Genomic DNA, 26,858 nt, shown 5'->3' on the forward strand with positions numbered 1-26,858 from the left:
ACGTCACCTGGCGCTGACCCCGGGCCGCATCCACCACCACGCACGACACCGTCGTCACCCCGCTGATCGCGAAGGTGCAGGCCGCGGCCGTGACGGTGGTACTAGCCACGGCGAAGCAACCGTTGGGCGCAGTCGCAGTTACCGAGTAGATACCGGCCGTGGCGACACTGGCCGTATTGCCACTATTAATTTGAGAGGCCCCCTGGCTGAAGCGGTAGGTAGCTCCAGGAGTGTTGCTGGACGCCGTAAGAGTAACGTTACCACCCGTGCAGGCAAGCGTTCCACTGCTAGCCAAGCTAACCGTGGGCAGACTCTGATCCCCCACCACCGTAGTGCTAGCAACCGAGGAGCAGCCGTTAGCGCCCACTACCGTTACTGAGTATACACCTGCTGTACTCACACTCGCTGTTGGGCCGCCGTTCACCGGAGTCGCCCCCGCACTGAACTGATACGTGCCCACGCCCGAGGCCGTCAAGAGAACGCTGGTTTTGAGACAGGACAAAGGACCGTCGTTGGTCAGACCCGCCACCGGCACGCTCTGATCACCTACTACTGTGGTGGAGGCAATCGAGGAACAACCGTTGGCGCCCACCACCGTTACCGAGTACACACCCGCTGTGGTGACTGTTGCCGTGGGACCGCCGTTCACCGGGGTTGCTCCCACACTGAACTGATACGTGCCCACGCCCGAAGCCGTGAGCGTCACGCTGGTCTTGCTGCAGGACAAAGGACCGTCGTTGGTCAGACCCGCCACCGGCACGCTCTGATCCCCCACCACCGTGGTGGAGGCTACGCTGGTGCAGCCGTTAGCGCCTACTACCGTGACGCTGTACACACCAGCACTAGTGACTGTTGCCGTTGGGCCGCCGTTCACTGGGGTAGCCCCCGCACTGAAGCGATACGTGCCCACGCCCGAGGCCGTTAGGATGACACTGGTCTTAGTGCAGGACAAAGGACCGTCGTTGGTCAGACCCGCCACCGGCACGCTCTGATCACCTACTACTGTGGTGGAGGCTACGCTGGTGCAGCCGTTGGCGCCCACCACCGTTACCGAGTACACACCCGCTGTGGTGACTGTTGCCGTGGGACCGCCGTTCACCGGGGTTGCTCCCACACTGAACTGATACGTGCCCACGCCCGAAGCCGTGAGCGTCACGCTGGTCTTGGTACAGGACAGCGGGCCGTCGTTGGTCAGACCCGCCACCGGCACGCTCTGATCACCCACCACCGTGGTGGAGGCTACGCTGGTGCAGCCGTTGGCCCCCACCACCGTTACACTGTACACACCCGCCGTGCTCACACTCGCCGTGGGACCCCCGTTCACCGGGGTAGCGCCCTGGCTGAAGCGATACGTGCCCACGCCCGAAGCCGTGAGCGTCACGCTGGTCTTGCTGCAGGACAAAGGACCGTCGTTGGTCAGACCCGCCACTGGAACGCTCTGATCCCCCACCACCGTGGTGGAGGCTACGCTGGAGCAGCCGTTGGCCCCCACCACCGTTACACTGTACACACCCGCCGTCGACACCGTTGCCGTTGGACCACCGTTCACCGGGGTAGCGCCCTGGCTGAAGCGATACGTGCCCACACCCGAAGCCGTGAGCGTCACGCTGGTCTTGGTGCAGGACAAGGGTCCGTCGTTGGTCAGGCCCGCCACCGGCACGCTCTGATCACCCACCACCGTGGTGGAGGCTACGCTGGTGCAGCCGTTGGCGCCCACTACCGTTACCGAGTACACGCCCGCCGTCGACACCGTTGCCGTTGGACCGCCATTGATCGGCGTAGCCTCCGTGCTAAATTGATACGTACCCACGCCCGAGGCTGTCAGCAGAACGCTGGTCTTGGTGCAGGACAAAGGACCGTCGTTGGTCAGACCCGCCACCGGCACACTCTGATCGCCCACCACCGTGGTGGAGGCTACGCTGGAACAGCCGTTGGCGCCCACCACCGTAACGCTGTACACACCAGCCGTGGTGACCGTCGCTGTTGAGCCGCCGTTCACTGGGGTAGCCCCCGCACTGAACTGATACGTGCCCACGCCCGAGGCCGTCAAGCGAACGCTGGTCTTGGTGCAGCTTAGCGGGCCGTCATTGGTCAGACCCGCCACTGGCGCACTCTGATCGCCTACCACCGTGGTCGAAGCAATCGAGGAACAACCGTTGGCACCCACCACCGTTACACTGTACACACCCGCCGTCGACACCGTCGCTGTTGGGCCGCCATTAATCGGCGTCGCCCCATTGCTAAACTGGTAGGTACCCACGCCCGAGGCCGTCAGCAGAACGCTGGTTTTGGTGCAGGACAGCGGTCCATCGTTAGTCAAGCCCGCCACCGGCACACTCTGATCACCCACCACCGTGGTCGAAGCAATCGAGGAACAACCGTTGGCGCCCACCACCGTTACCGAGTACACACCCGCCGTCGACACCGTTGCCGTTGGACCACCGTTCACCGGGGTCGCCCCCGCACTGAACTGGTAGGTGCCCACGCCCGAGGCTGTCAAGAGAACGCTGGTCTTGGTGCAGGACAAAGGACCGTCGTTGGTCAGGCCTGCCACCGGCACACCCTGATCACCCACCACCGTGGTGGAGGCTACGCTGGTGCAGCCGTTGGCGCCTACCACCGTGACGCTGTACACACCAGCCGTGCTCACACTCGCCGTGGCACCGCCGTTCACCGGGGTCGCCCCCGCACTGAACTGATATGTGCCCACGCCCGAGGCTGTCAGCAGAACGCTGGTCTTGGTGCAGGACAAAGGACCGTCGTTGGTCAGACCCGCGGTGGGTGTGGTCAGATCACTCCCTACCGTCGTCGAGGCTACACCTGTGCAGCCGGCGCTGTTAGCCACCAGGACCGAATAACTACCCGCGGTGTTTACTACTACTGTGCTAGCCGAGCCCGGCGTTCCCAGCACACCGCCATTCCCACTCACAAACGTGTAGCTGCTGCCCCCCGAGGCCGCCAGCGTTACGCTGGTCAGCGAGCAACTCAAGGGGCCGTTGTTGGTCAAGCCCGCCACCGGCAAGCCGTTAACCGTTACGCTGGTGGTGGCCGAAGCCGACTGCGTGGCCGTGCTCACCGTCAGCGTAAAGCTCTGCACCCCCGAGCCCGATGGCGTCAGTGCCTGGGTGAGCAGCGCATTGGTCGAGGTGCCGGTGGTGGTGCGGCTGCCACTGGTCAGCGTGTAGGCATAGCCGCCCGTCACGTTGCCGATGGTGGCCGTGAAGGTCAGCGGACTGCCTACGCAGACCGCACTGGTCTGGGCCGCAAAGCCAGCGATGGAGGGGATCGGATCGTATTGCAGGGTAAAGGGCGAAGCCGCCGTGTTACCGTTGCTGGCCGCGTCCTGGGCCTGGTTGGCGGCCACGTTCACCGTCACGGTGCTGCTAGCTGGGGTTACGTTGACGGTGTAAGTAGTACCCGAGCCCGAGAAGCTCGAGACGGTGCCACCCGTCACCGTCACACCACCGGCCGCGAAGCCCGTTACGCTTTCCGAGAAAGTCACCGTGAATGGAACGGGCGATGTACCGGTCGTGCCTCCCGAAGCGCCCGCCGAGGAGCTGATGGTCACCGTGGGGGCGACCGTGTCTACCGTAAAGGTATTACTACTGCTGGATGGCCCTGAGTTGCCAGCGGCATCACGGGCGATAGCGGTGATGGTGTGACTCCCTTGGCTCAGCGATAGGGATGAAGACGTGCTCCAGACACCCGACGCATTCGCGGTAGTAGTTGCCAGTAGCGTTGTTGCCTCTCGTACCGTGACGATGCTGTTAGCTTCGGCCGTACCCGAGTAGGTAGGCGTAGTGGTGTTGATTAGCGCCCCATTAGCGGGCGTGGTGACCACCGGGGCTGACGGGGCCACGGTATCGACGATGAAGTTATTCTGGTTGCTGGTGCCGCTCACGGCCTGCCCGCTGCGCTGGGCCGTCGCCCGCACCTGGTGGTTACCCTGACCCAGGGCCGTGGGCTGCGCCAGGCTCCAGGCTCCCCCGCCCGTAGCGGTGGTGGTGCCGATGCTAATGTCGTCGACGTAAACGGTCACCGTGCTGTTAGCCGTTGCCGTACCGGTGTAGGTGGGCGTGGTCGTGTTGATCAGTGCCCCGTTAGCGGGAGCCGTCACGACCGGAGCCGCCGTCACCGGTTGGGGGTCGATGACGAGCGTATAACTCCGCGAGCCGCTGTAGGGGCCCGGAGCCGTCGAGTTGTCGGTAGCCGTCACTGTGAAGGTGAACGAACCATTGGCCCCGGGCGTACCCGCAATCGTGCCGTTGCTCAGAGTCAGGCCTGCCGGCAGCGCACCGCCCGTGATGGCGTAAGTGTAGGTACCCGAGCCACCCGAAGCCGACAGGGCCAGGCTGTAAGCCGTACCCTGGGTGCCGCCCGGCAGCGTGGTCGGCGCGATCGCGATGGTGGGCGCTTGGAACGTGAACCCGTACACGCTCGAGCCCGCGTTGATATTACCGGACGGGTCCTGGACGGCAAACGACTGCACCTGTACCGTTACGTAGCCCGCCCCGTTGGGCGTCACCTGGAAGGTATAGGTGTTGCCGCTGCCCGCCGTGGGGCCACTGGTCACCGTGCCGTTGGTGACGGCGAGGCCGGCGCTGGTCAAGCTCGTTACAGGCTCCGAGAAGGTGGCCGTAAACAGGACCGGCGAGGTCGAAGTCGCACCGCCGTTGGCAACGGTGGCGCTGCTCAGCACAAGGGTCGGGGGCGTGGCGTCCACCGTGAATGTGTTCGTGTTCGAATTAGCGCTCATGGTCGAGCCGCTGGCCTGGGCCGTGGCGTACACCTGGTACACGCCGTCGGCCAGGGCCGTGGGCTGGACTAGGGAGAAGTTGCCGCTGGCGTTGGCTGTGGTCGTGCCGATGGCCGAGGCCGTGCCCGCGTTCGGCCCTACGTACACCGTGATGGTGCTGTTGGCCGGGGCCGTGCCCGCGTAGGTCGGCTGACGGTTGTTGATCTGGCTGCCGTTGAATGGCGTAGTCACCACCGGCGCGGCCGTCACCGGCTGCGGGTTGATGACGAGCGTGTAGGCGCGCGAGCCGCTGTAGGGACCGGGGGACGCTGAGTTATCTCGGACCGTCACCGTGAAGGTGACGGTGCCGTTGGTCGTGGGCGTGCCCGTAATCGTGCTGTTGCTCAGGGTCAGGCCCGCCGGCAGCGAGCCGCCGGTGATGGCGTAGGTGTAGGGAGCCGTGCCACCCGACGCCGATAGGGCCTGGCTGTAGGTCGTACCCTGAGTGCCGTTGGGCAGCGAGGCCGGGGCCACCGTGATGGTGGGCACCTGGAACTGCACGCTCACCGAGTTGCTGGCCGAGTTGCCCGTGTTGTTGGCATCAAGGGCCACGTTGGCGGCCAGGCTCACCGTTACGGTGCCGATGCCGGAGGGTATCACCGTAAATGTATACGGACCACTACCTGAGCCGCTGAAGCTACCGCTGGCTAGCGTGCCGCCCGATACCGTTACGTCCGACGCGGTGAAGGTGCTGCCCACGCTCTGCGAAAAAGTCACCGCAAAGGGAATGGGCGTGGTGCTGGTTGGGCTGGCCGAGCTCGTGCTCACCGTGGCCGTTAGGGCAGGGGCCGTCACGCTGAAGCTGGCCGAGGTGAAAGTGTCGTACGTGGGAGGATTGTTACCGTTCGGCTGGATGTTGCCGATGAATACGGTATTGCCACCTTGCACCAGGAACACGTTCAGCCGCTGGTCCTTACTGGTGTAGTTGCGCTGCATGGCCTGGAAGCTTACCTGGTAGGTGCCCGTGGGCACAGCCAGGTTCTGCGAGATGCTGGCGTTGTTGTCGACCTGGCTCTGCACCAAGCCCACCGCGTCGCCGTCGGCAGCCCTCGAACCAAAGGCGCTGTTATTGCGCGATACACCGGCCAAGCCGGTGAAGAGCCAGGGTGAGGCTACCACACCATCGGCCGTCTTCTTGAACCCGCTTGGGTCTACATTATTGGTCTCGAAGCTGGCGTTCTGCAAGGCGGTGGCCACGGCGGTGCTGGTGCCGCTTTGCAGAACCTGCACCACGTCCACAAGGGCCGTTATGTCGCCGTTGTTGCTGGCGCTACCCGCTGCCTGAATGCGTAGGGTGGGCGCGGCCGCGAAGCTCCTGGTGATAGTGTACGTCTCACCGCCGGTGTAGGGCACGTTGCTTATGGTGGGCGACACGCCCGTGGTATTAGCAACGTTTAGTAGCAGGGTGCCATCGCCCGAGCCGGTGTTGGCCGTCACCGTGTAGGTCGTACCCGATCCTGACACAGAAGAGATGGCAGCGCCACTCAGGCCGGAGGTCGTCAGGCTGAAATTCGACGTGGTCAGACCCGTTACCGAGCTGGAGAAGACGACGCGGTAGCTTACCTGAGCTATGGCCGTTGGCGAGGGCGTCAGGCGCGTCACCGAGGTTGCCGTTACGGTCGGGGGGGGCGCGATGGTAAGCGAGTAGCTGCGCGAGCCGCTGTAGGGGCCGGGACCGGCCGAGTTATCGCGGGCTGTCACGGTGAAATTGAACGTGCCGTTGGCGGTGGGTGTACCCGAAATCGTGCCCGTGCTCAGGTTTAGGCTCATGCCCGGAGGCAGCGCGCCAGCTGTAATGGCGTAGCTGTAGGGCGCCGTACCGCCCGATGCCGACAGGGTCTGGCTATAGGCCGTGCCCTGCGTGCCGTTGGGCAGCGAGGCCGGGGCCACCGTGATGGTGGGGGCCTGGAAGGTAATGCTGAACGGCGTAGCGGCCGTGTTGCCGTTGGCGGCCTGGTCCAGAGCTACGTTAGCGGCCACGTTCACCGTGGTAGCGACGCCCGCCGTAGCGGGTGTCACATTGAAGGTGTAGGTAGTACCCGAGCCCGTGAAGCTGCCACTGGTCACGCTGCCGTTGCTGACCGTCACGTCGCCGGCTACAAAGCCCGTTACGCTTTCCGTGAAGGTGACCGTGAACGAAATAGGGATGGTGCCGGTGGTACTACCGTTGCTACCCGCCGTCGAACTAATGCTCACACTGGGCCGCACTGAGTCGACCGTAAAGGTATTGGTATTGCTATCGACACTATTGTTACCAGCGGCATCGGTTGCCCGGGCCCGCACGGTATGACTGCCCTGAGCCAGGGCCGTGGGCTGGTTCAGGGCCCAGTTGCCCGAGCTGTTGGCCGTGGTGGTCCCGATGCTGGAGCCGTCGATGATTACGGTCACCGTCGAGTTGGCCTCGGCCGTACCCTGGTAGATAGGTGTTACAGTAGATATGAAGCTGCCGTTGGCCGGCGTAAGTAACACTGGGGCAGCCGGGGGCGTCGCGTCTACCGTAAATGTATTGGTGTTACTATTAGCGCTACTGGGGCTGGTCGTACCACCTACTGTTACGGTCGCTATCGCATATACAGTATGACTTCCCTGACCTAGGGCAGTTGGTTGAAGTTTACTCCAATTGCCGGAGGTATTGGCCGCTACCGTCCCACTCAAAGGTACCCCGTCTACATATACCGTAACGGCGGCATTTGCCTGTACAGTCCCTGAGTAGGTCGGGGTAGCTGTGGCAGTGGTCGATCCATTGGCGGGTGTAACCAGCACTGGTGCATTTGGCGCCGTCACAAATTGCAGCACACTGCCATAGGATGTACCTTCCGAGTTAGTTGCATAGGAAGCCACGTAATAGCGAGTGCCTATCGACAGCCCCGAAAGAGTAGCAGTGTATGAACCGGTACCCGATTCATTGGCAGCTTGCGTCACGCCACTGCCGCCGATAGTAGGACTACTGTTTGTCGTACTATAGACTATCCCTCGACTGGTCACGGGACTTCCGCCATCAGCTGTCACGTTGCCTCCCAATACAGCGCTAGTAGTAGTGATACCAGTAGCAGCGACCGTTGTAACAGAGGGCCGCACTGCTACCCCAATGGCGATACCCGTGATACCTGTGTTTCCACTACCAATCTGGGCTCCATTATCGAGGAGCAGGCTGATCGCCCCGCTCGGTGTCACGGCAGCAATATCCCGATTGTTGATAACATTCAGATCGGTGACCAATATCCGGTTGTTAGTCGCGTCGTAAGCCAGAAAGCCCGGCGAGGTAGGAAACCCTTTGACGTTATTCCCTACGTCCACAACAACTTCTTCCGCGCCCCCTCCTAATGGAATGCGCCTTAGCTGATCATTGAAAGTGTTTATATTGTTATCACGTAAGATATAGTACAGCTTATTATCAGTCGTGTTGACAGCAATGCCTCCGAGTGTGGTTGTTGTGTTACCGTTGGCCGTAATATCGGCGAACGAAGCGAACCGTGTCACAGCGAAGGTGGTCAAGTTTACAGCCGACACGTACAGATTCCCGGTACCAGTTGCCGCCCCGTTTGATACCCCGTTTGCCACCAGCAGGCGATTGTTTTGCCGATCAAGAACAATTGTCTGCGGTGTGGATGGGAAGTTACTATTACTGCTGACAAGCGTTTGCTCAGCCCCCCCAGACAGAGGAATACGACGTAGCTGGTCGAATTGTGTCCTAAAGTTATTGTCGCTGACGTTATAATATAAATAGCCACCGACGTTATCTACTACCATACCTGTTACGACAGCGACGGTACTACTAGCAATAGGACTGATGGTTGTAAACAAACTAGCCGTCCCATTAGCACCAACAATATAAATCGATGGGCTTGCAATTACAGCGTTGGCCACAAATATCTGGCTGTTAGCTCCATCGTAGGCTATCTGGCCGGGTGTGGCCGGGAAACTTGATGAGCCGCTATTGCTGAACAGCGTGGTTTCACTCCCTCCGGCCAGCGGTATGTATCGCAACTGGTCGTTGGAGGTGTTTAAGCTGCCATCACTGACGGCGTAATATACTCTGCTCTGTGCGTAGCCTGTTGGCATTCGACTGAACAGCAGTATCAACAACAGCCACCACACCAGAGTAAGTTGCGGCTTGAACAAGTAATGATGTTTCATAAATGAAGCAGAAAGAGAGAAAAGCAGGCGGAACTTGTGAAGAACGTGCGGAAAAAACTTTAGCAGCGGACTAGCTGTGCTAGTCCGCTGCTAAAGGAAAAGGCAGGCCGATGGCTCACGAACCAGGCTATAGTGCTCTTACAAGAGATAGATTTCTTACAAGCAGGTTCTACGAAATGGCGTCATAGCAGGGCATCGATCGTACCTGCTAGTCTGCTATCTAGTCGCGCGGGGGAAATACACCATCCAGGCAGATGATATAATTCATTCCCAGATAGGGAGGCATGGTGTTCAGCGGCTGATTGTTTCCTGTTGGGCCAATGCTAGCAGGCGCAAGTGGTATTACGTTGCCGGCTGGTCCAAAGGCCTCAATCGTCACGTTTGCGCCGTCGGCTGTCGTTCCCTGGGGGATTGCCAGTACCTGGGTGTTGTTGGGTGATCCGGTGCCATACTGGACCGATACCATCTGGGCGTGGGTGTGCATCGGCAACTGCGCGGTTGTCATTGTGACGCTGGCGGCCCCGGCCATTTGACCGGGTTCCACCGGTGGCAAACCAGGACCATTCCCTGCCCCTACCGGTACGCGGCTCCGCAGGTCGGGCAATGCGAACGTCGTTTGTCCATTACCACCGTATGTGGTGCCCAGAATTGCGAAAAGGGTGCTGTACTGAGCGATAGAAAGGAGCTGCCCCTGGCAAAACATCCAGCCACGAGGAGCAAAGTTGCCCGCGAATAATTTTACAATACCAATGTACTCTTCCATGCGTAAAAAAGGATTAAAAATGAAAGGGAATTAGAACGGGTTGAGAGTAGAATTTATGAGTTATTCCTACTGAATTACAGTGATTTAACTTCTATGTCTTAAGGATTTCGTTCCGATTTTTATATAACTGTCAGCCCTGAATCGCTGGTTTAGATAGGCCGATTAGTAGCAGAGGCATTACCTGTGTCTAGACGTCACTTAAGAATAATATCCATCATTATCTCGATCCAAACACGTGACCATGCCTGGAAAGGTATAGCACGGCTACAAATAGTCTCAGATAGTGTCATAGGAAACCGGGAGAGCATTAGCATGCCGGTCGGCGGAGTGATCAGTTGATAATCCCGCAAGAAGAAGTAGAGTTTTTTTGAATAGAACGGATGGATTCGTTTAGGTTTCACATAGACCACTCTATCAAGTGTTCACTATTTACAAATTACCGTAAAAGGTAACAATTGATTTAGTAGTAAGCCTTATAAGTCATAAACCTACTAGCCAAAACCATTCATATTGTCATAAATGTTGTCAGTGTGCTACCAGCCGTGGTGAGCGTCCCGAATTCGGAGGTGAACCCATAAAAAATACTTTTCGGCTTAGGACGCCCTGCTTTTCCAGCCGAAAGCGTTACTCCCTTTGAGCCTAGGTGTGAATAAGCAAGCACAATGGCAGTAGCCTAACTTATTTTCGCCAACGTATGCCGCGACATATATAGTAGCTGTAGTAATGATCTAGTCACCTAAAGCGCCTAGTAAATCCATTTCAAGCTGTCTTCTAGGTGCTGATAAGCCTGTAAAGTCTTATGCTGATATCTACCTTTTTACGGATACTATTTCCCTCGTTCCACCAACCTAGCAATCAGGAAAACTTTCCGAGCAGGCACAGGTTTACAAGACAGTTTACAACTCGATAAACTGACTAACGTTATGAAAATCAATCACGCTTTTAACTTACTGACGCTTGGACTAGCGTCTATTAGTCTGACGGGGGTCGCTCAGACAACTTCCCCTCAGTCTACGATGTCGACCACTGAAACGATGACGTCGGATAAATCGACGCGTGAACAACGCCGGGCCATCCGCAACAATCGCTCGAACATGAATTCAGCGGATCAGAACGCCAAAGACGGCACCAGTCCGGCTACACCCCAGGAAGGTCAGTACCGGCAAAGTTCATCGGCTGCCGGTACGTCTATCAACAACAGCAATTCGACCAATTACAACAGTAACAATGTTACCAATGCACCAACGGGTGTGGGCATCAATCCATCGGTAACAACAAACCCGACAACGTTGAGCGGTTCGTCGGGTAGTAACACGACCTCGGCCGGCTCAACCAGCACGGAATCGAGTGCCACAGGAGCGGCTGTCACGGGCGCCCGCACGACGAAAACGCCCGCTGATGTAGCGGGCAGTACTGAACGCACAACCAACATTCATGACTTCATTGCCTCGTCGCCCAATTACACTACGTTGCAGAATGCGTTGCAATCCACCGATTTATACGATATGCTGAAAGAAGGCGACTCGTACACATTGTTTGCGCCCTCGAATGCTGCGTTCAAGAAATTGCCAGCCGCAGCTCAGAGCGGGCTCCTGGAAGGGCGTAACCAGGACGCATTGAAACAACTGCTGTCTTACCACCTCGTCAAAGGCTCCTTGAATGCGGCCAAGCTGAAAGAGCAGATTCAGTCGGGCAACGGCAAAGCCCAACTGCAAACGCTGAGTGGAGGTACGTTAACGGCGCAGATGGGCGCTAACGGCCGAATTACGCTTACGGATGAACAAGGTAAAAAAGCAATCGTCGATGATTCGGAAAAGATGCAGACGAATGGCTTGGTCTATGGCATTGATGCGGTGTTAATGCCCAAGAACGCGACTTTCCGGTAGGTTTACACCACATAGTCCAGAAAGACAAACCTCCTACTGAAGTATAACTTTGGTGGGAGGTTTGTCTCTTTTATGCGATTATTAAGATTGCATCAGCGTCTGTTCCTGCGTGGTATAAGCCTCGCCCCTAACTAGGAGAATACTTGCTACTACGTGCGTTAAGTACGAAATTTTAGATAGGCTCAATATGGTCCTGTAATCGTTTTTCGCTACGTATCATTTATTTATCAAAATAACATTTGTATGAACGATACAGGTTTCCCCGTAACTTGAGCACCGAATGCAACCTCTTTTCTAATGAAAAACCGTTTATTAGTCATTAGCCTGTTGCTACTGGGAGCTTCTTCCCTATGGGCGCAGGTACCAGCCATCTCGGCTTTTACCAACGGCATGGAGCGTAATGCGGGCTTCATGACATATTACTGGGACGCAAAAAAAGGTAAAGTCTGGCTCGAAATCGACAAGTTCGACAGCGAATTCCTCTACTACCCTACCCTGGCGCAGGGCATCGGCTCCAACGACATCGGTCTGGACCGGGGTCGCCTGGGCCAGGAACACATTGTCAAGTTTCAGCGCAGCGGTCCCAAAGTTCTGCTGATCGAGCCCAACTATTCGTACCGGGCCATCAGCAAAGACCCGCTCGAGCGGCAGGCCGTAGCCGAGTCGTTCGCCAAGTCGGTCCACGCGGGGTTTGACGTGGCCGCCGAAAGCGATGGCAAGGTGCTCGTGGATCTGACTCCTTTTCTGATGCAGGATGCTGTGGGAGCCGTTCAGGCCATCACGCAGACTAAACAGGGGAGTTTTCGATTCGACGCCAGCCGCAGTGCGATGTACCTGCCCCGCACGAAAGCCTTCCCGCAAAACACCGAGTTTGAAACGATTATTACGTTGACAGGTGACAATCCAGGATCGTATCTACGCGAAGTGGTACCAACTCCGACGCTCGTAACGATGCACCAGCACCACTCGTTTGTGCAGTTACCCGACAATAATTTTAAACCGCGTGCCTTCGATCCGCGCATCGGTTACGGCGGTATTGAGTATTTCGATTACGCAACCCCCGTCAGCCAGCCGATTATGAAGCGCTACATTTCGCGGCACCGGCTGGAGAAGAAAGACCCAAACGCGGCCGTGAGCGAAGCGGTCAAACCCATCATTTATTATCTCGATCCTGGTACGCCTGAACCCATCCGGTCGGCACTAATGGAAGGAACCGCCTGGTGGAATCAGGCCTTTGAAGCGGCTGGTTATAAAAATGCGTTTCAGGTAAAACTGCTGCCCGCCGATGCCGATCCGATGGATGTACGGTATAATCTGGTGCAGTGGGTCCACCGCTCCACGCGCGGCTGGTCGTACGGAGCCAGTATCATTGATCCGCGCACCGGCGAAATCATTAAGGGAAAAGTTACGCTAGGATCGTTACGTGTCCGGCAGGATTACCTGATTGCGCAGGGTTTAGTTGGCGAGTTTCCGAGTAACAGCGCTCCAAGTGATTCGGGGGCAGATAATTCGGCCATGATGACGATGTCGCTTGATCGGCTGCGGCAGTTAGCGGCCCACGAAGTTGGCCACACACTTGGTCTACCTCATAATTATGTAGCCAGCACCAACGATCGGGCGTCGGTGATGGATTATCCCACGATGGTGGCCAAACTCAAAGGCGCATCGATTGATTTGTCAGATGCCTACGCCAAGAATATCGGGACTTACGACAAATGGAGCATCCGTTACGGCTACGAGCAGTTTCCGGCCGGTGCCAACGAAAAACAGGAACTGGATAAACTGGTCAAGCAGATGCACGCGGCAGGTTTATCATTCCTGACCGATCAGGACGCCCGCCCCGAAGGTTCCCCCCACCCGGCTACGCACCTATGGGACAATGGCACCAACGCCGTTGACGAACTGAAACGCCTGATGGACGTCCGGCGGGTAGCCATGGCTAACTTTACCGAAAAGAAAATTCCGGCTGGTATGCCAATGGCGACCCTCGAGGAAGTGTTCGTACCGGTTTATATGTTCCATCGGTATCAGATCGAGGCTGCGGCCAAAGTTGTTGGTGGGCAAGCCTATACCAATGCGTTACGTGGTGACGGGCAGTCGGTCCTGTCGACGGTGCTGGCTGCCGAGCAGAACCGGGCGCTCAGCGCCCTGCTGGCAACCATCAGCCCAGCCTCATTGGCGGTACCGACGACCGTGCTGAACATGATTCCGCCCCGTCCGTTCCGATACCAGCCAAACCCACGGGAAGTGTTCAAACGTCATACCGGCATGACCTTCGATCCGCTGGGGCCACCCGAAGCGATTACGGGCATGACATTACAAATGCTGCTTAATCCCGAACGTTGTACCCGCTTACTACGCCAGAAATCGATCGACTCCCGCTTACCGGGCCTAACCGACGTCCTAAACCGGATGCGCGATTCGATCAGCAACTCGCCCGCCATCAACCGGACCGATTATCAGGGCGAGATTGCCCGGATGAACGAGCGGCTTTTCGTTGAGAAGCTAATCAAGCTGGCGGCTAACAAAAGTGTCGATGGTGGTGTTAGAGCGGCTGTTCATGACTTACTGCTTCGCATGAGTACTGCCACGTCAACGGCCTCGTCGGCCCGGCTGCCGTATCTGAAGTGGACGATCAACCAGTACCTCTCAGATCCGGAAAAAATAGTAACGACCAGCGCACTGGCTGCCCCCGACGGCGCGCCTATCGATCCGGGTCAGGAATGGCTTAGCCCCGCCTGCGACTGGGAGCAACCCTGATTCCTTTCTTCGTTTTTAGACAAACGGACGTACCGCCTTATGGATGGTGCGTCCGTTTTTTTACGTCTGTTAGATAGGTCTATTTACCAAAAACTTTTTATTTAAAATATTGGTTGATATATCTACTAATACTACTTTTGCACCATGATTTTAACGGAAGAACTGCGGCAGGAGAAGAAAATGGAGTTTGCAAAATCCATGGGTCACCTCGTCAGCTTCAACATACAGACATTGGCGTTGGGCATGGCTCGCTATTCCAATCGCGAACTGGGCCGTATGGGCTTTTCGCTCCAATTGGAACAATTGCCGATTCTGTTCATTGCTTACTTCTGTGCGGACGAGGCCCCTTCTCAGCAAAACATTGCCGATTTGCTGCAAAAGGACAAATCGGGCGTACAACGCTCTATTAAAACATTAGAGCGAGATGGTTACTTACGAATTGTTAATGATCAGGATGACCGCCGGAAAAACTTAATTCAGTTGACACCCGCTGGCAGACTGGTTGTCGAAAAAGTACAGGAAGCCGCAAAGACTATGGATCATGCCGTAACGAAGCAGCTATCCGAAGAAGAATTAACCCAGTTTCTGACCGTCAGTCGAAAAATTTCTTCGTATCTGGAACAGCAGTTCTAATTTTTCCACAATTCGTTGATATATCAATAGTAGACATATCAACTACACAAAATGAATAAAAAAATTGCAATTATCCTATTCGCGGCACTAGGTCTGCTGCAGGAGAGTTATGCCCAGACCGGGGCGCGGTCGCTGAAGGAATGCATTGAATACGGCCTCAAAAATTTCGGTACGGTTCGGATCGCTGAGTACCAAAAACAAACGGCGGATCAGCAGGCTCGTCAGGCAATTGGTCAGTATCTACCGCAGGTATCAGCTAATGGTACGTTCACGAATAACATTAAGCTACAGCGGTCTATCATCCCGGCGGGTGTATTTGGTCCTGAGCCACAGGTGCTGATCATCGGGCAGAAATTCCAGAACAACATTGTTGCTCAGGCAAGCCAGACAATTTATGATCAGTCGCTTCTGATTGGCATTAAAGCCAATAAGCCTAATCAGCGGCTAGCAGCACTGAATGAGCGGCAAACCCGCGAAGACATCATCTATAATATAGCCAGTAACTACTACCAGGTTTACGTAGCTCAGCAGCAGATTGGTTTGCTTCAGGACAACCTGAAACGAACACAGCAGGTGCTGGATGTGTTAAAGTTACAACGGGACAACGGCGTCATTCAGCCCATTGATTATTCAAATACGGAGGTCAGTTTCAACAACACGAAATCGCAGCTGACGCTGGCTCAGAACGATCTGGAACTGGCCCTGAACCGGCTTAAGTACCAGATGGGTTTGTCGCAGGATGCACCGCTGGCCGTTGGCGATTCAATTACGGGTGACCGAATTCCCACGTTTGGCAAAGATCCTTTCGACGCGCAGCGGTTGGTAAGCTTTCAACAGTCGGCGTCTAATCTGGATTTGCAGCGGCTTCAGCTCCAGCGGATCCGGGCGGGCTACCTGCCAACGTTGAGCTTCACGGCGAACTATGGTTCACTCAATTTCGCGCAGACATTTGACAAAGCTTTCTCGAACTTCGTTGGGTTCGGTAGCTTCGGCTTACGAGTAAACCTACCAATCTTCGACGGCTTGCAACGCGACGCACAGGTGCAGCAGCAAAAACTAACGGTTCTGACCCAGGAAGAACAGCAACGCCTGAACGTAGAGGCTTACCGGCTCCAGTTCAACAACTCGCTGTCACAGATTCAGAAGGCGCAGATCAACGCGCAGAATGATAGCCGGAACGTCCAACTCGCGCAGGAGGTATATAACATCACCACCCTGCAATACAAACAAGGCATTAAATCAATCACGGATCTGATCAACGCCGATAACTCCTACCGGCAAGCGCAGTTTAACTATATCAACTCGCTGATCAGTTTCTACCAGGCTCGTCTTGACCTGGAACAATCGCAGGGATCGCTCCTCAACTTTTATAACGAATTATAACAGAATACGCTCCATACAATGAAAAAGACAACCTTAGTCATCGTCGCTGTTCTGCTGGGTGTCACAGCGCTCATCGGTTTCCGGCTGGCTTCCAATAAAGAAAAGATCGACGAGCAGAATAAGCCCGTCGTTAACACCAACGCGACGATTCCGGTAACGGTAGCACAGGTCGCCGAAGGAACCGTCAGCCAGCAGCTGGTTAAAACGGGCAACCTGATTCCTTACCGCGAAGCCGACATTACGGCAACGACCGCTGGTAAAGTAACCCGCGTCAACTTCAACCTGGGTTCGCAAGTGAAACAGGGGGCCACGCTGGTGCAGTTAGACAACCGTCTGAAAGAACTGTCGCTGGAGGCAACGGAGCTGAACATCAACAAGCTTAAAAAGGACGTAACACGGTACAATACGCTGCTGGCGGGTAACGCCACAACTGAATTGCAGGTAAACGACGTAAAATTCAACTACGAAAACGCCGTTAACCAGGCTGAGCAAATCAAAAAGCAGATTCAGGACGCCAACGTTAAAGCGCCGATCAGTGGTCAGATCGTGAAGAAAAACATTGAGCCCGGTGAGTTCATCCCCGTAGGTACCGTGCTGGGCACCGTACTGGACGTAGCCCGCCTGAAAGTACAAGTGCAGGTGAATGAGGCTGACGTGTACAAAATCCGGATGGGCCAGGCCGTCAAGGTGTCGGCCGATGTATTCCCCGGCCGGACCTTTAACGGTAACGTTACGTACATCTCGCCCCAGGGCAGCGACGAACACAACTACCCCGTTGAAGTAACGATCAACGGAAACAACGGCCTGAAAGCGGGTACATTCGTCAATGTTGACTTCTCGCAGAAATCAAATCAGCAGACGCTCCAGATTCCTCGTGCCGCCCTAGCGGAAAGCATCAAAAATCCCTACGTCTATGTCGTAGAAGGTAATGTTGCCCGTCGGCGTACAATCCAGGTCGGTCGCGATTTTGGCGATACAGTCGAAGTACTGGGTGGTTTGAAAGCCGGGGATACGGTTGTTACCACGGGTCAATTGAACCTAAGCGACGGTAAACCCGTGCAGGTGACCAAATAATTAATCTACCGCTGACGAAGGAAAGCTTTCCCCGTCAGCGACCAATTCTGTACCACTATGTCAATAACAGAAGTAGCCGTCAAGCGGCCGTTGCTGATCCTCACCGTCTTTACGGTGTTGATCCTGTTCGGTTTTCTGAGCTATCAGCAGCTGTCCTACAACCTGTTGCCTAAATTTGAGGCTAACGTCATCAGCGTGGTGACGACCTATCGGGGCGCTGCCGCCGATGAGGTGGAAACCAACGTAACCAAACGAATTGAGGATGCCCTGTCGTCGCTGGAAGGCCTCGACCGGATGACCTCAACTTCGCAGGAAGGAGCCTCCAGCGTTATCGTTCAGCTGAAAAATGGCGTCGACGTAACGGTTGCCCAGCAAGATGCGCAACGTAAAATCGAACAAATTCTGAACCTGCTACCCAACGAAGCAGATCGACCAATCCTGAATAAATTCTCGACGGACGAGATCCCAGTTCTGCGGATGGGCGTCACGGCCAACATGTCGCCGTCGAAACTCTATGACCTGATCGATAAAGACCTGAAGCCACAGCTCTCGAACGTGGCGGGTGTGGGTCAGGTAACCATTATCGGTGGCAACGAACGGGAAATCCAGGTGAACGTCAACGCCGAGAAACTACGGGCGTATGGCGTATCCATCGGTCAGGTTTCGCAGGCTATCAACGCTGCCAACACCAGCTATCCCGCCGGTCAGTTAGAGACTCAGGAGTCGCAGTTTTCGATTCGGTTCGACGCGTCGGTGCAAACGCTGAACCGCCTGCGTTCGCTGATTATTGCCCGCCGGACCGACGGTAGCCAGGTTTTGTTAAGTGATGTCGCCGAAGTAGTGGATGCGACCACCAAACCGACGGCTATCAACCACATCAACGCCAAACCATCGGTTGGGGTACAGATTCAGAAGCAATCAGATGCCAACGCCGTATCAGTGAGTGAGCTGGTCCGGTCGCGCATTACGGCCCTGGAAAAACAATACAGCCGCTACGGCCTGAAATTTAACATTGCTGCTGACCAATCGACCTACACCCTGGCCTCGGCCCACGCCGTCGTTGACGACTTGTTCCTGGCCGTTCTGATCGTGTCGGTCGTGATGCTGCTGTTCCTGCACTCGTTCCGCTCGTCGTTGTTCGTCCTAGTAGCACTGCCCTCGTCCATGATCCCGACGTTCATTCTGATGTATACGGCCGGTTTCTCGCTGAACCTGATGACGCTGATGGCGCTCTCGCTGGTAGTTGGTATCCTGGTCGATGACTCGATTGTGGTCTTGGAGAACATCAACCGCCACCTGGAAATGGGTAAGGACAAGCGGACTGCCGCTCTGGAAGGACGTAGCGAAATTGGCTTTACCGCCCTGGCCATTACCCTGGTTGACGTCGTGGTATTCGTACCGCTGGCGATGACGGGTGGTCTGATTGGTAACATCCTGCGCGAATTTGCCCTGGTTGTCGTATTCTCGACCCTGATGAGCTTGTTGGTATCGTTTACGTTGACTCCCCTGCTGGCTTCGCGCTTCGGTAAGGTCGAAGTACTAAACCCAAACACGCTGTGGGGTAAACTAAACCTGGGTTTCGAGCATTTTCTGGAACGGCTCAGCATTATCTACGCGGGCATCCTTCGGTCGATTCTTCGGCATAAGCGTTGGGTATTCCTGGCGGTTATTGGCTTGTTAGTCGGTTCGATCGCACTGGTTCCCGCTGGTTTCATCGGGGCGGCCTTTATGCCTCAGAGCGACATGGGTGAGATGAGCGTCCAGCTCGAATTAGCCCCAACGGCCTCGATCTACCAGACGAACGCTGTAGCACAACGGGCTGAGCAGATCATTATGAAACACCCGGAAGTAACCAACGTCTTTACCAACGTCGGTTACACCAGCACCGGAATCGCTACGTCTTCTAACAGCAACATCGCCGATCTGAACGTTAAGCTGAATGATAAAGAGCAACGTTCCATATCAACGGATGACTTCGGCTCGATGCTCAAGAAAGAAGTTAGTCAGATTCCGGGCATCAAAGTAACCGTTAGCCCGGTCGGTCTGGTTGGTGGTCAACAGGCCCCGATTATGATTGCCGTTAAGGGGACAAACCTTGCTGATATTCGGAAAGCAGCTGCCGTCGTCAAACAGGTAACCGAGTCGACTCCCGGTACGCAGGACGTAAAATACTCGGTGAAAGATCCGAAGCCCGAAGTCACGGTAAACCTGAACCGGGAACGGATGGCGCAGCTGGGCATCAACGCGTCGGATGTTGGTATTGCGCTGCAAAACGCATTCCGGGGGAACGACCAGTCGAAGTTCAAACAGAACGGTAATGAGTACGACATTCTGATTAGCCTCGACCGATTTGACCGTACTAACCCAGCCGACATTAGCCGTCTGACGTTCGTTAACAACCAAGGCCGCACGTTTGAGCTGTCGCAATTCGCCACGGTTCAGGAGCAGATTGGGGAGAGCGTACTGGAACGGATTGACCGTCTGTCGTCAGTTACCGTCAACGCACAGGTAGTTGGTCGTCCGGTGGGTACGGTAGGTGCCGACATTCAGGCGAAAATGGCGAAGGTGAAACTACCCGATGGTGTTTCTGTTCAATACCTGGGTCAGTTGCAACAACAGTCTGACGCTTTTGGTAGCCTGGGGCTGGCGCTGATCATCGCTATTGCGCTGGTATACTTCATCATGGTAGCCCTCTACGAAAGTGTCGTGTATCCATTCGTCGTCCTGTTCTCGATTCCGGTAGCCTTGATCGGTGCTTTGCTCGCGCTGGCGCTGTCAATGGAAAGTCTGACGGTATTCGCCATCGTGGGTATGATCATGCTACTCGGTCTGGTAGCGAAGAACGCTATCCTGATCGTTGACTTTACCAATCAGCTAAAAGCCGAAGGACTAGAAGTCGTCGACGCGTTGGTGGAAGCCGGTAAAGAACGGCTGCGCCCGATTCTGATGACAACACTGGCCATGATCTTCGGTATGTTACCGATCGCCCTGGCGAGTGGCGCCGGTGCCGAAACCAAGAATGGTATGGCATGGGTTATCATCGGTGGGCTGTCAAGCTCCCTGTTACTGACGCTGCTGGTCGTGCCGTCGATGTATTTGGTCGTTGACCGGATGATCGCCCGGTTCAGCCGTAAGAAAGTAGTACCGCAAAAACCTCAGGAACTGGAAGTTGCCAAAGCAATGGAATAATATCCTCAATTAAACAGCAACGCCCCGCATTTCGACCGAGATGCGGGGCGTTGCTGTTTGGAATACAGAGTAATAGACTCTTCCCATTCTCCCACCCGATGGTCAGGACTTAATAATGATCCCGCTGATGTCTAGGATTAGTTGTTCATCCAGTTCTTTTCCAGCTGGTGGATCTCGCTTAATTCGCTACTGGATACCACCCCCGGCCCCTCCTGTTTTAGGAGGGGGAGCTTGAAAGGTCACCTGTGCTTGCCCCCTCCTAAAACAGGAGGGGCCGGGGGTGGTTAGATTCCTAATTCTCATTCTTCAGCGACTGCATATCGATGATAAAGCGGAATCGTACGTCTTCGTCCATCAGTCGGTCATAGGCGGTGTTGATATCCTTAATGTCAATCATTTCAATATCAGGTAGAATATTATGCTCCGCGCAGAAATCCAGCACCTCCTGCGTTTCGCGGATACCGCCAATCAACGAACCAGCTACCGTCCGGCGGTGCATCGCTATTTCCATGTTATTGAGTGGGCTTTTGTATTCCCCCAGCAGTCCTACTGTCACCAGTTTACCATCCCGTTTCAACAACGTTACGTACGGACTAACGTCGAATGGGTCTGGAATCGTCACTAGAATCATGTCGAGCGAAAGTTCGTTCTCCTTCATGGCGTCTTTGTCACTCGAGATAATAACCTGATGCGCACCCAGTGCCTCGGCAGCAGCCCGCTTGTCTTTATTGGTTGTCAGGACGGTCACTTCGGCACCCATGGCCTTCGCCAGCATAACGGCCATATGACCCAGGCCGCCTAAGCCAGCGATACCGACTTTATCCCCGGGTTTTACGTCCCAGTGCCGCAAGGGTGAATACGTGGTGATCCCCGCGCAGAGAATCGGCGCAGCCGCCTTGATGTCCAGCGTATCCGGAATCTTAAGCACAAATGATTCCTTAACAACGATATTGGTTGAGTATCCCCCAAACGTATTGTAGCCACTGCCATCGGGTTTCATGTACCCGTTATACGTAGCGGTCCAGCTCACTGGGCCTTCGCAGTACTGTTCATCGCCTTCCTGACAAGAATGGCACTTGCCACAGGAGTCAACCATACAGCCAACCCCAACCGTATCGCCCACCGCAAACTTGGTAACGGCGCTACCCGCCTGCACGACTTTTCCAACGATCTCATGGCCGGGAACGCAAGGATAAATCGTATTTGCCCAGTCATTCCGAACCTGGTGCAGATCCGAATGGCATACGCCACAGTATAAAATGTCAATAAGTACCTCGTCTTCTTTGGGCGCGTTACGTTCAAATTCCATCGGTGCCAGTTTACTAAACCGGTCGATCAGGCTGGCCTTGGCCCCGTATCCCTTTGTTTTAATTTGCTCCATGATTTCCTGTTTACGTTCTGATGATTGGGCTTGTCTGATGTACTTACATCCTTCAGCTTTACTAGCTAGCAAACAGAATTGTTTGTCGGTAGACTAAGCAGCCAGTTTTACTTACTCACCGGTTTAGCCATCACGAAGCGGGTCGTTGGAGAACGAAAAAAAGTCCAAAAATGAAAAGCCAGTACGAGTTCTCTCGTACTGGCTTTTCCATCAACTATATGGCGTACCTACAATCGAATTGTTGATGGCAAGTACTTCGCAATCAGATCTTCGTAGTACGGTTTCAGCTCGCTCACGACGGGCGGCTTCGGACTTTTCGAATACAGGTCGTAGGGGTTGAATTTATTCACCCAGGGGAACATCGCCCGGTCGTGATCGTCCAGCAGGTGATCGTAGGCGTGCTCCCGGTGCTGCGAGTAGAACGAGTGGTACCGGATCATGTACAACGCTGGCTCAGGCAGGTAGTTTTTCGTAATCTGATACAGGTACTCATCGTGGCCCCACGACATATGCACGTTTTTCATACCGCAGTTCGGCTCGTAGACGCCATACTTCGTGTTGTACCGCTCATCGTACGTATCGGGGTTGGCCGCAAAAAACTCGGGATAAACGATTTTATCCGAATGCTTGCAGCCTACCGGGAACGTATCGCCCACCACGGCCCACTGCGGTTCGCCAAACAGGCAAAGCACTTTACCCATATCGTGCAGGAAACCCGTTAGCACAAACCAGTCCGGATGCCCGTCGGCGCGAATGGCTTCGGCCGTTTGCAGCAGGTGCTGGAGCTGATCTAGGTCCGTATCCGGATCAGAATCGTCGACCAGCGTATTCAGGAACTCCATAGCGCTCCAGACCGGCATTTCCTTTTTATCGAATTTCAGGAACTCCGCTTCTTTTTCCCGAACGAAATCAAAGGTCTGGTACCGGTGGTTCAGGCGGTAAAACTCCCGTACCGTATCGCGTTCCGGGCTGTCGTAGTTGCGGTATTCCTGTTTGGTTTTGTGCTCGGGCTGAACCGAAGCCTCTTCTTCTGGATAACGTAACAAGACATCATCTTCCCACTGTTCAATGCTGGCGAGTGGATTGATTTCTTGTGGGGTAAATGCTGTTTGTGTCTGCATAGTATTGTTCGACTGAGAGCAATAAAACACTAATATAAGTGCATTTTATTATCTGATAAGTTCATTTTGCGCTAACAGGCTTTAAATTAACTCAATTTCCATTTTATGGACTATCTACTGTTAATCAAAGCGCTACGAATCCATTACCAAAATACGTAGTACAAGCAGGAAAGGATACCGGCAATGGCTACCGAACCAACGACAAAGGAGGTCGTTACCCGAAACATGCCTTTGTCGATGACGATCCCTTTTGTGTTATGCACACTGGCCGGATCGGTCAATGATACAACAACCATAATTAGAACGTCGATAGCAAATACCCAGGTTGTGCGGTGCAGGAACGGAATCTCATCAACCTGTTTTCCGAAAAGCTGCATCACTTCCGGCCAGAATTTAAGCAAAATAGAGAGCGGAATCGTCAGAATGGCTACCGTCAGGGCCGCCCGGTTGGTAGCTCGTTTCCAGAAAAAACCCAGCGCGAAAATGGCAAAAACGCCCGGCGTCAGGAAATTGGTGTATTCCTGAATGTACTGATATACCTGGTCGAGTGATCGCAGCATGGGGGCAATGGCAATTGCGATGACAAACGATCCGACCACCGCCCATCTCCCCACGTTCACCAGCTTCTGATCGGACGCTTCTTTGTCAAAAAACTTCTTGTAAATATCGAGCGTAAAGATGGTCGAGATACTGTTGCATTTCCCTGCCAGCGAGGCCACGACAGCCGCCGTCAGGGCCGCAAACGCCAGCCCTTTCATACCCGTTGGCAGCAGGTTCATCAGCACCGGATAGGCCTGATCGGGTTTTACTACGCCCTCGGCATTGGTCATGGCGTCGTGAAAGGTCCCTTCTTGGTAGAGCACGTAGGCAGCAATGCCCGGAATGACGACGATCAGCGGAATCATCAGCTTCAGAAAAGCGGCAAAGAGAATGCCACTACGAGCCGTCTTCAGATCAGCCCCCAGCGCCCGCTGTACGATGTACTGATTGCACCCCCAGTAGTACAGGTTGTTGATCCACATCCCGCCCAGCACCAGCGACATACCCGGCAGTTCGTAATAATGCGGGTGTCCTTCGGCGAAAAACAGGTGAAAGTGGTCATCAGCCCGATCACGTAACGTAACCAACCCGTTCCACACACCATCCACGCCCGATTTATCGGCCACGAGTTGCAAGGCCAGATACGTAACGACGAGCCCACCGAAAATCAGGACGATGACCTGAATCACGTCGGTGTAGCCAATCACTTTCATGCCCCCCAACGTAATAAAAACGGCAAAAACAGCCAGACCGATCGTGCAGGTCGTAAACGAAATTCCTGCCAGCGACTCGATCGCAATAGCTCCCAGATACAGAATTGAGCTCAAGTTGACCAGAACGTACACTATCAGCCAGAACACCGCCAGAATGGTGCTAACGGTATCGCTGTACCGCTGCGCCAGAAACTGGGGCATGGTCGAGATACGATTCTTCAGATAGATCGGAATAAAGAACGCGGCCACGATGACCAGTGTAGCGGCCGCGATCCATTCGTACGACGAAATACCGAGCCCCATCGCAAAACCCGACCCGGCCATGCCTATAAAATGTTCGGCGGATATATTAGACGCAATAAGCGAGGCCCCGATGGCCCACCACGTCAGCGATCCCTCGGCCAGAAAGAAGTCGCTGGTATTGGTCTCTCCTGATCGCTGGCTTCGATAAACCCAGTAGCCGTAGCCAACAACAATGATGAAATAAACGAGAAAGACTGCGTAGTCGGCAGCAGCGAGGTGATTCATAAGTAGAAATAGGTAGGTACAGAGGCAAAGCCGCGCTACCTTTCATTTTACCGCTTACGTCACTGAGTTTATGGCCGCATAGCGTTATCACCTCGTAAATGCGCTAAAACACAAGCGGGTTGGAGTGAGTTGATTTCTCGATGAAACTGCACCGGCCAATGCAATCGGCCGAGCTAGCCACTAACGCCCTGATCTATGCTTACTACGCTTGATTCCCATACTGCCCTGGTATTGATTGATCTACAAGAAGGAATTGTCGCAGGGGAAAAAGCCCATTCTGTAGAGACGGTGCTTGACAATGCTGCCCGGCTGATGGTTGCCTTCCGACAAGCCCAATTACCCGTTGTGATCGTCCACGTTGAGCCCATTGGTGCCCCGGCCTCGGTGGTCCGTTCGGAAAAGAATCAGTTCCCTAAGGACAAAGACGGACAGCAGCAGGCGCTGGAAACGATGAACCAGGCCGGATTTTTCGACATTGTCGAAGCCATTCAACCGGAACCCGGCGACATGCTGATTACGAAAGAAACCTGGAACGCGTTCTTCAATACGCCCCTTCACGAAGAGCTACAGCAACAAAACGTAACGGGTATTGTGCTGGCGGGTATCTCGACCAGCATCGGCGTCGAAGGTACGGCCCGATCAGCGAACGAGTACGGTTACAACATAACCTTTGCTACCGATGCCATGACCGACACCATAGCCGAAGCGCATAACGTGAGCCTAAAATACATCTTTCCCCGCATTGGTGAGTTGGCGACAACCGATGCGATTATTCAGAAACTACGCGAATGAGCGTGAGCGAAACACGGCTACCCAACGGCTATTTCCTTCTGTACGATTCTTCGAAGTCCATTGGTGCCCAAGCCGGTAAGCCCATTGTTGGGCGCTCGACCAGAAATCGGCCGGTCTGCGTATCCATGATAATGGTCCGAGTGTCTTTGCCGGTAATTGCCTGATAGCGTTGGTTTGGCCAGCCCGATTGGTTCTGTTGCGCAGATTCACGATCTGGTTTATTGGCCATCAACAGGACGGCCGATACGGCCAGTGCTCCCAGAAAAAATGATTTAAGGTCGATGGTGAACGTAATCGCTTTCATAGCTGAGTTGCCTTGATGGTTCAGTCAATAACAGACGAGGTAGCGTGTTTTCTACCTATCTTCACTCTATGATTTATCTGGATAATAACGCGACTACCCGCATCGACCCGCGCGTTTTAGAAACGATGATGCCGTTTCTAACCGACAATTTTGCGAATGCCGCCAGCACGCATCCGTTCGGTGTATCGGCTCACGAAGCGGTTAAAACAGCCAGACAGCAGGTAGCCAACTTATTACACTGTGATCCACACGAACTAGTCTTTACGTCGGGAGCTACCGAAGCGATCAATCTGGCACTTAAAGGCGTAGCAGAGAACTATGGTCGGGATAAAAAGCACATCGTTACGGTACAGACCGAGCACAAAGCCGTGCTTGACGTGTGTGCTTATCTTGATAAACGCGGTTATGAAGTAACGTACCTGCCCGTTCAACAAAACGGACTCCTGGATCTGGCAGTCGTGAAAGAAGCCATTCGTCCTGATACGCTGCTGGTATCAGTCATGTGGGCGAATAACGAAACTGGGGTTATTCAGCCCATCCGTGACATTGCGAAACTGTCTCACGAAGCCGGGGCGTTATTTATGACCGACGCGACACAGGCAATGGGCAAGTTACCTATCGACGTGGACAGAGACGGCATTGACCTGCTGACGTTTTCGGCGCATAAATTCTACGGCCCCAAAGGCGTTGGTTGTCTGTATGTCCGGCAACACAGTCTATCCGGTTCATCAGTCCGAAAAATAAAACCTGAAGCGGTGTTGCACGGTGGTGGTCACGAACGGGGTTTACGTAGTGGTACCCTAAGAGCGTGTTTTGAAATCCATAAAGGCTGAGAGTCAGAGCATATTTGTGTCGACCA

13 protein-coding genes and 1 pseudogene are annotated in these 26,858 nt (G+C 54.8%); 8 read left to right on the forward strand and 6 right to left on the reverse strand.

Going from position 1 to position 26,858, the window contains the following annotated elements:
• Both ACYVAD_RS19250 and ACYVAD_RS19255 read right to left on the reverse strand, forming a co-directional pair.
• A partial coding sequence (locus ACYVAD_RS19250) for an Ig-like domain-containing protein (RefSeq protein WP_461141157.1) occupies positions 1–8,932 on the reverse strand: 8,932 nt, incomplete at its 3' end.
• Positions 8,933–9,152: 220 nt separating this feature from the next.
• On the reverse strand, positions 9,153–9,695 hold the full coding sequence (locus ACYVAD_RS19255) for a phage tail protein (protein WP_461141158.1): 543 nt from the start codon (positions 9,693–9,695) through the stop codon (positions 9,153–9,155).
• Positions 9,696–10,618: 923 nt separating this feature from the next.
• Between ACYVAD_RS19255 and ACYVAD_RS19260 the strand changes: the two genes are divergently transcribed.
• The 6 genes from ACYVAD_RS19260 (at position 10,619) to ACYVAD_RS19285 (ending at position 20,620) form a co-directional block, all read left to right on the forward strand.
• Positions 10,619–11,581 carry a fasciclin domain-containing protein gene (locus tag ACYVAD_RS19260; RefSeq protein WP_461141159.1) on the forward strand — a complete coding sequence of 321 codons (963 nt, stop codon included), beginning with the start codon at positions 10,619–10,621 and terminating at the stop codon, positions 11,579–11,581.
• A gap of 297 nt (positions 11,582–11,878) precedes the next feature.
• A complete protein-coding gene (locus tag ACYVAD_RS19265) occupies positions 11,879–14,341 on the forward strand; it encodes a zinc-dependent metalloprotease (protein WP_461141160.1) in 2,463 nt (820 codons plus the stop codon).
• A gap of 144 nt (positions 14,342–14,485) precedes the next feature.
• Entirely contained in the window at positions 14,486–14,974 is a 489-nt protein-coding gene (locus tag ACYVAD_RS19270) for a MarR family winged helix-turn-helix transcriptional regulator (protein WP_461141161.1), read from the forward strand.
• A 51-nt stretch (positions 14,975–15,025) separates the two neighbouring features.
• The gene (locus ACYVAD_RS19275; protein ID WP_461141162.1) at positions 15,026–16,357 is read left to right on the forward strand and encodes a TolC family protein; all 1,332 of its coding nucleotides are present in this window, start codon (positions 15,026–15,028) and stop codon (positions 16,355–16,357) included.
• 18 nt (positions 16,358–16,375) lie between these two features.
• Entirely contained in the window at positions 16,376–17,431 is a 1,056-nt protein-coding gene (locus tag ACYVAD_RS19280) for an efflux RND transporter periplasmic adaptor subunit (RefSeq protein ID WP_461141163.1), read from the forward strand.
• A 57-nt stretch (positions 17,432–17,488) separates the two neighbouring features.
• Positions 17,489–20,620 (forward strand): efflux RND transporter permease subunit, encoded by a 3,132-nt coding sequence (locus ACYVAD_RS19285; RefSeq protein WP_461141164.1) that lies wholly within the window; start codon positions 17,489–17,491, stop codon positions 20,618–20,620.
• Between the two features lie 292 nt (positions 20,621–20,912).
• Here the strand turns inward: ACYVAD_RS19285 and ACYVAD_RS19290 are convergent, their stop codons facing one another.
• The 3 genes from ACYVAD_RS19290 to ACYVAD_RS19300 all read right to left on the reverse strand — a co-directional run bounded on the left by ACYVAD_RS19290 (position 20,913) and on the right by ACYVAD_RS19300 (position 24,903).
• A complete protein-coding gene (locus ACYVAD_RS19290; RefSeq protein ID WP_461141165.1) occupies positions 20,913–22,001 on the reverse strand; it encodes an NAD(P)-dependent alcohol dehydrogenase in 1,089 nt (362 codons plus the stop codon).
• A gap of 227 nt (positions 22,002–22,228) precedes the next feature.
• Complete coding sequence (locus ACYVAD_RS19295) at positions 22,229–23,122, reverse strand: inositol oxygenase family protein (protein WP_461141166.1); 894 nt, start codon at positions 23,120–23,122, stop codon at positions 22,229–22,231.
• Positions 23,123–23,265: 143 nt separating this feature from the next.
• Complete coding sequence (locus ACYVAD_RS19300; protein ID WP_461141167.1) at positions 23,266–24,903, reverse strand: sodium/sugar symporter; 1,638 nt, start codon at positions 24,901–24,903, stop codon at positions 23,266–23,268.
• A 195-nt stretch (positions 24,904–25,098) separates the two neighbouring features.
• Between ACYVAD_RS19300 and ACYVAD_RS19305 the strand changes: the two genes are divergently transcribed.
• A complete protein-coding gene (locus ACYVAD_RS19305) occupies positions 25,099–25,695 on the forward strand; it encodes an isochorismatase family protein (RefSeq protein WP_461141168.1) in 597 nt (198 codons plus the stop codon).
• Between the two features lie 28 nt (positions 25,696–25,723).
• Here the strand turns inward: ACYVAD_RS19305 and ACYVAD_RS19310 are convergent, their stop codons facing one another.
• Positions 25,724–25,999, reverse strand: coding sequence for a hypothetical protein (locus ACYVAD_RS19310; protein ID WP_461141169.1), 276 nt, complete (start codon positions 25,997–25,999; stop codon positions 25,724–25,726).
• 68 nt (positions 26,000–26,067) lie between these two features.
• Here ACYVAD_RS19310 and ACYVAD_RS19315 point away from each other — a divergent pair.
• Positions 26,068–26,802: pseudogene (locus ACYVAD_RS19315) on the forward strand (cysteine desulfurase family protein); the annotation flags it as partial.
• Positions 26,803–26,858: the final 56 nt, after the last annotated feature.

Source organism: Spirosoma pomorum, assembly GCF_054776615.1.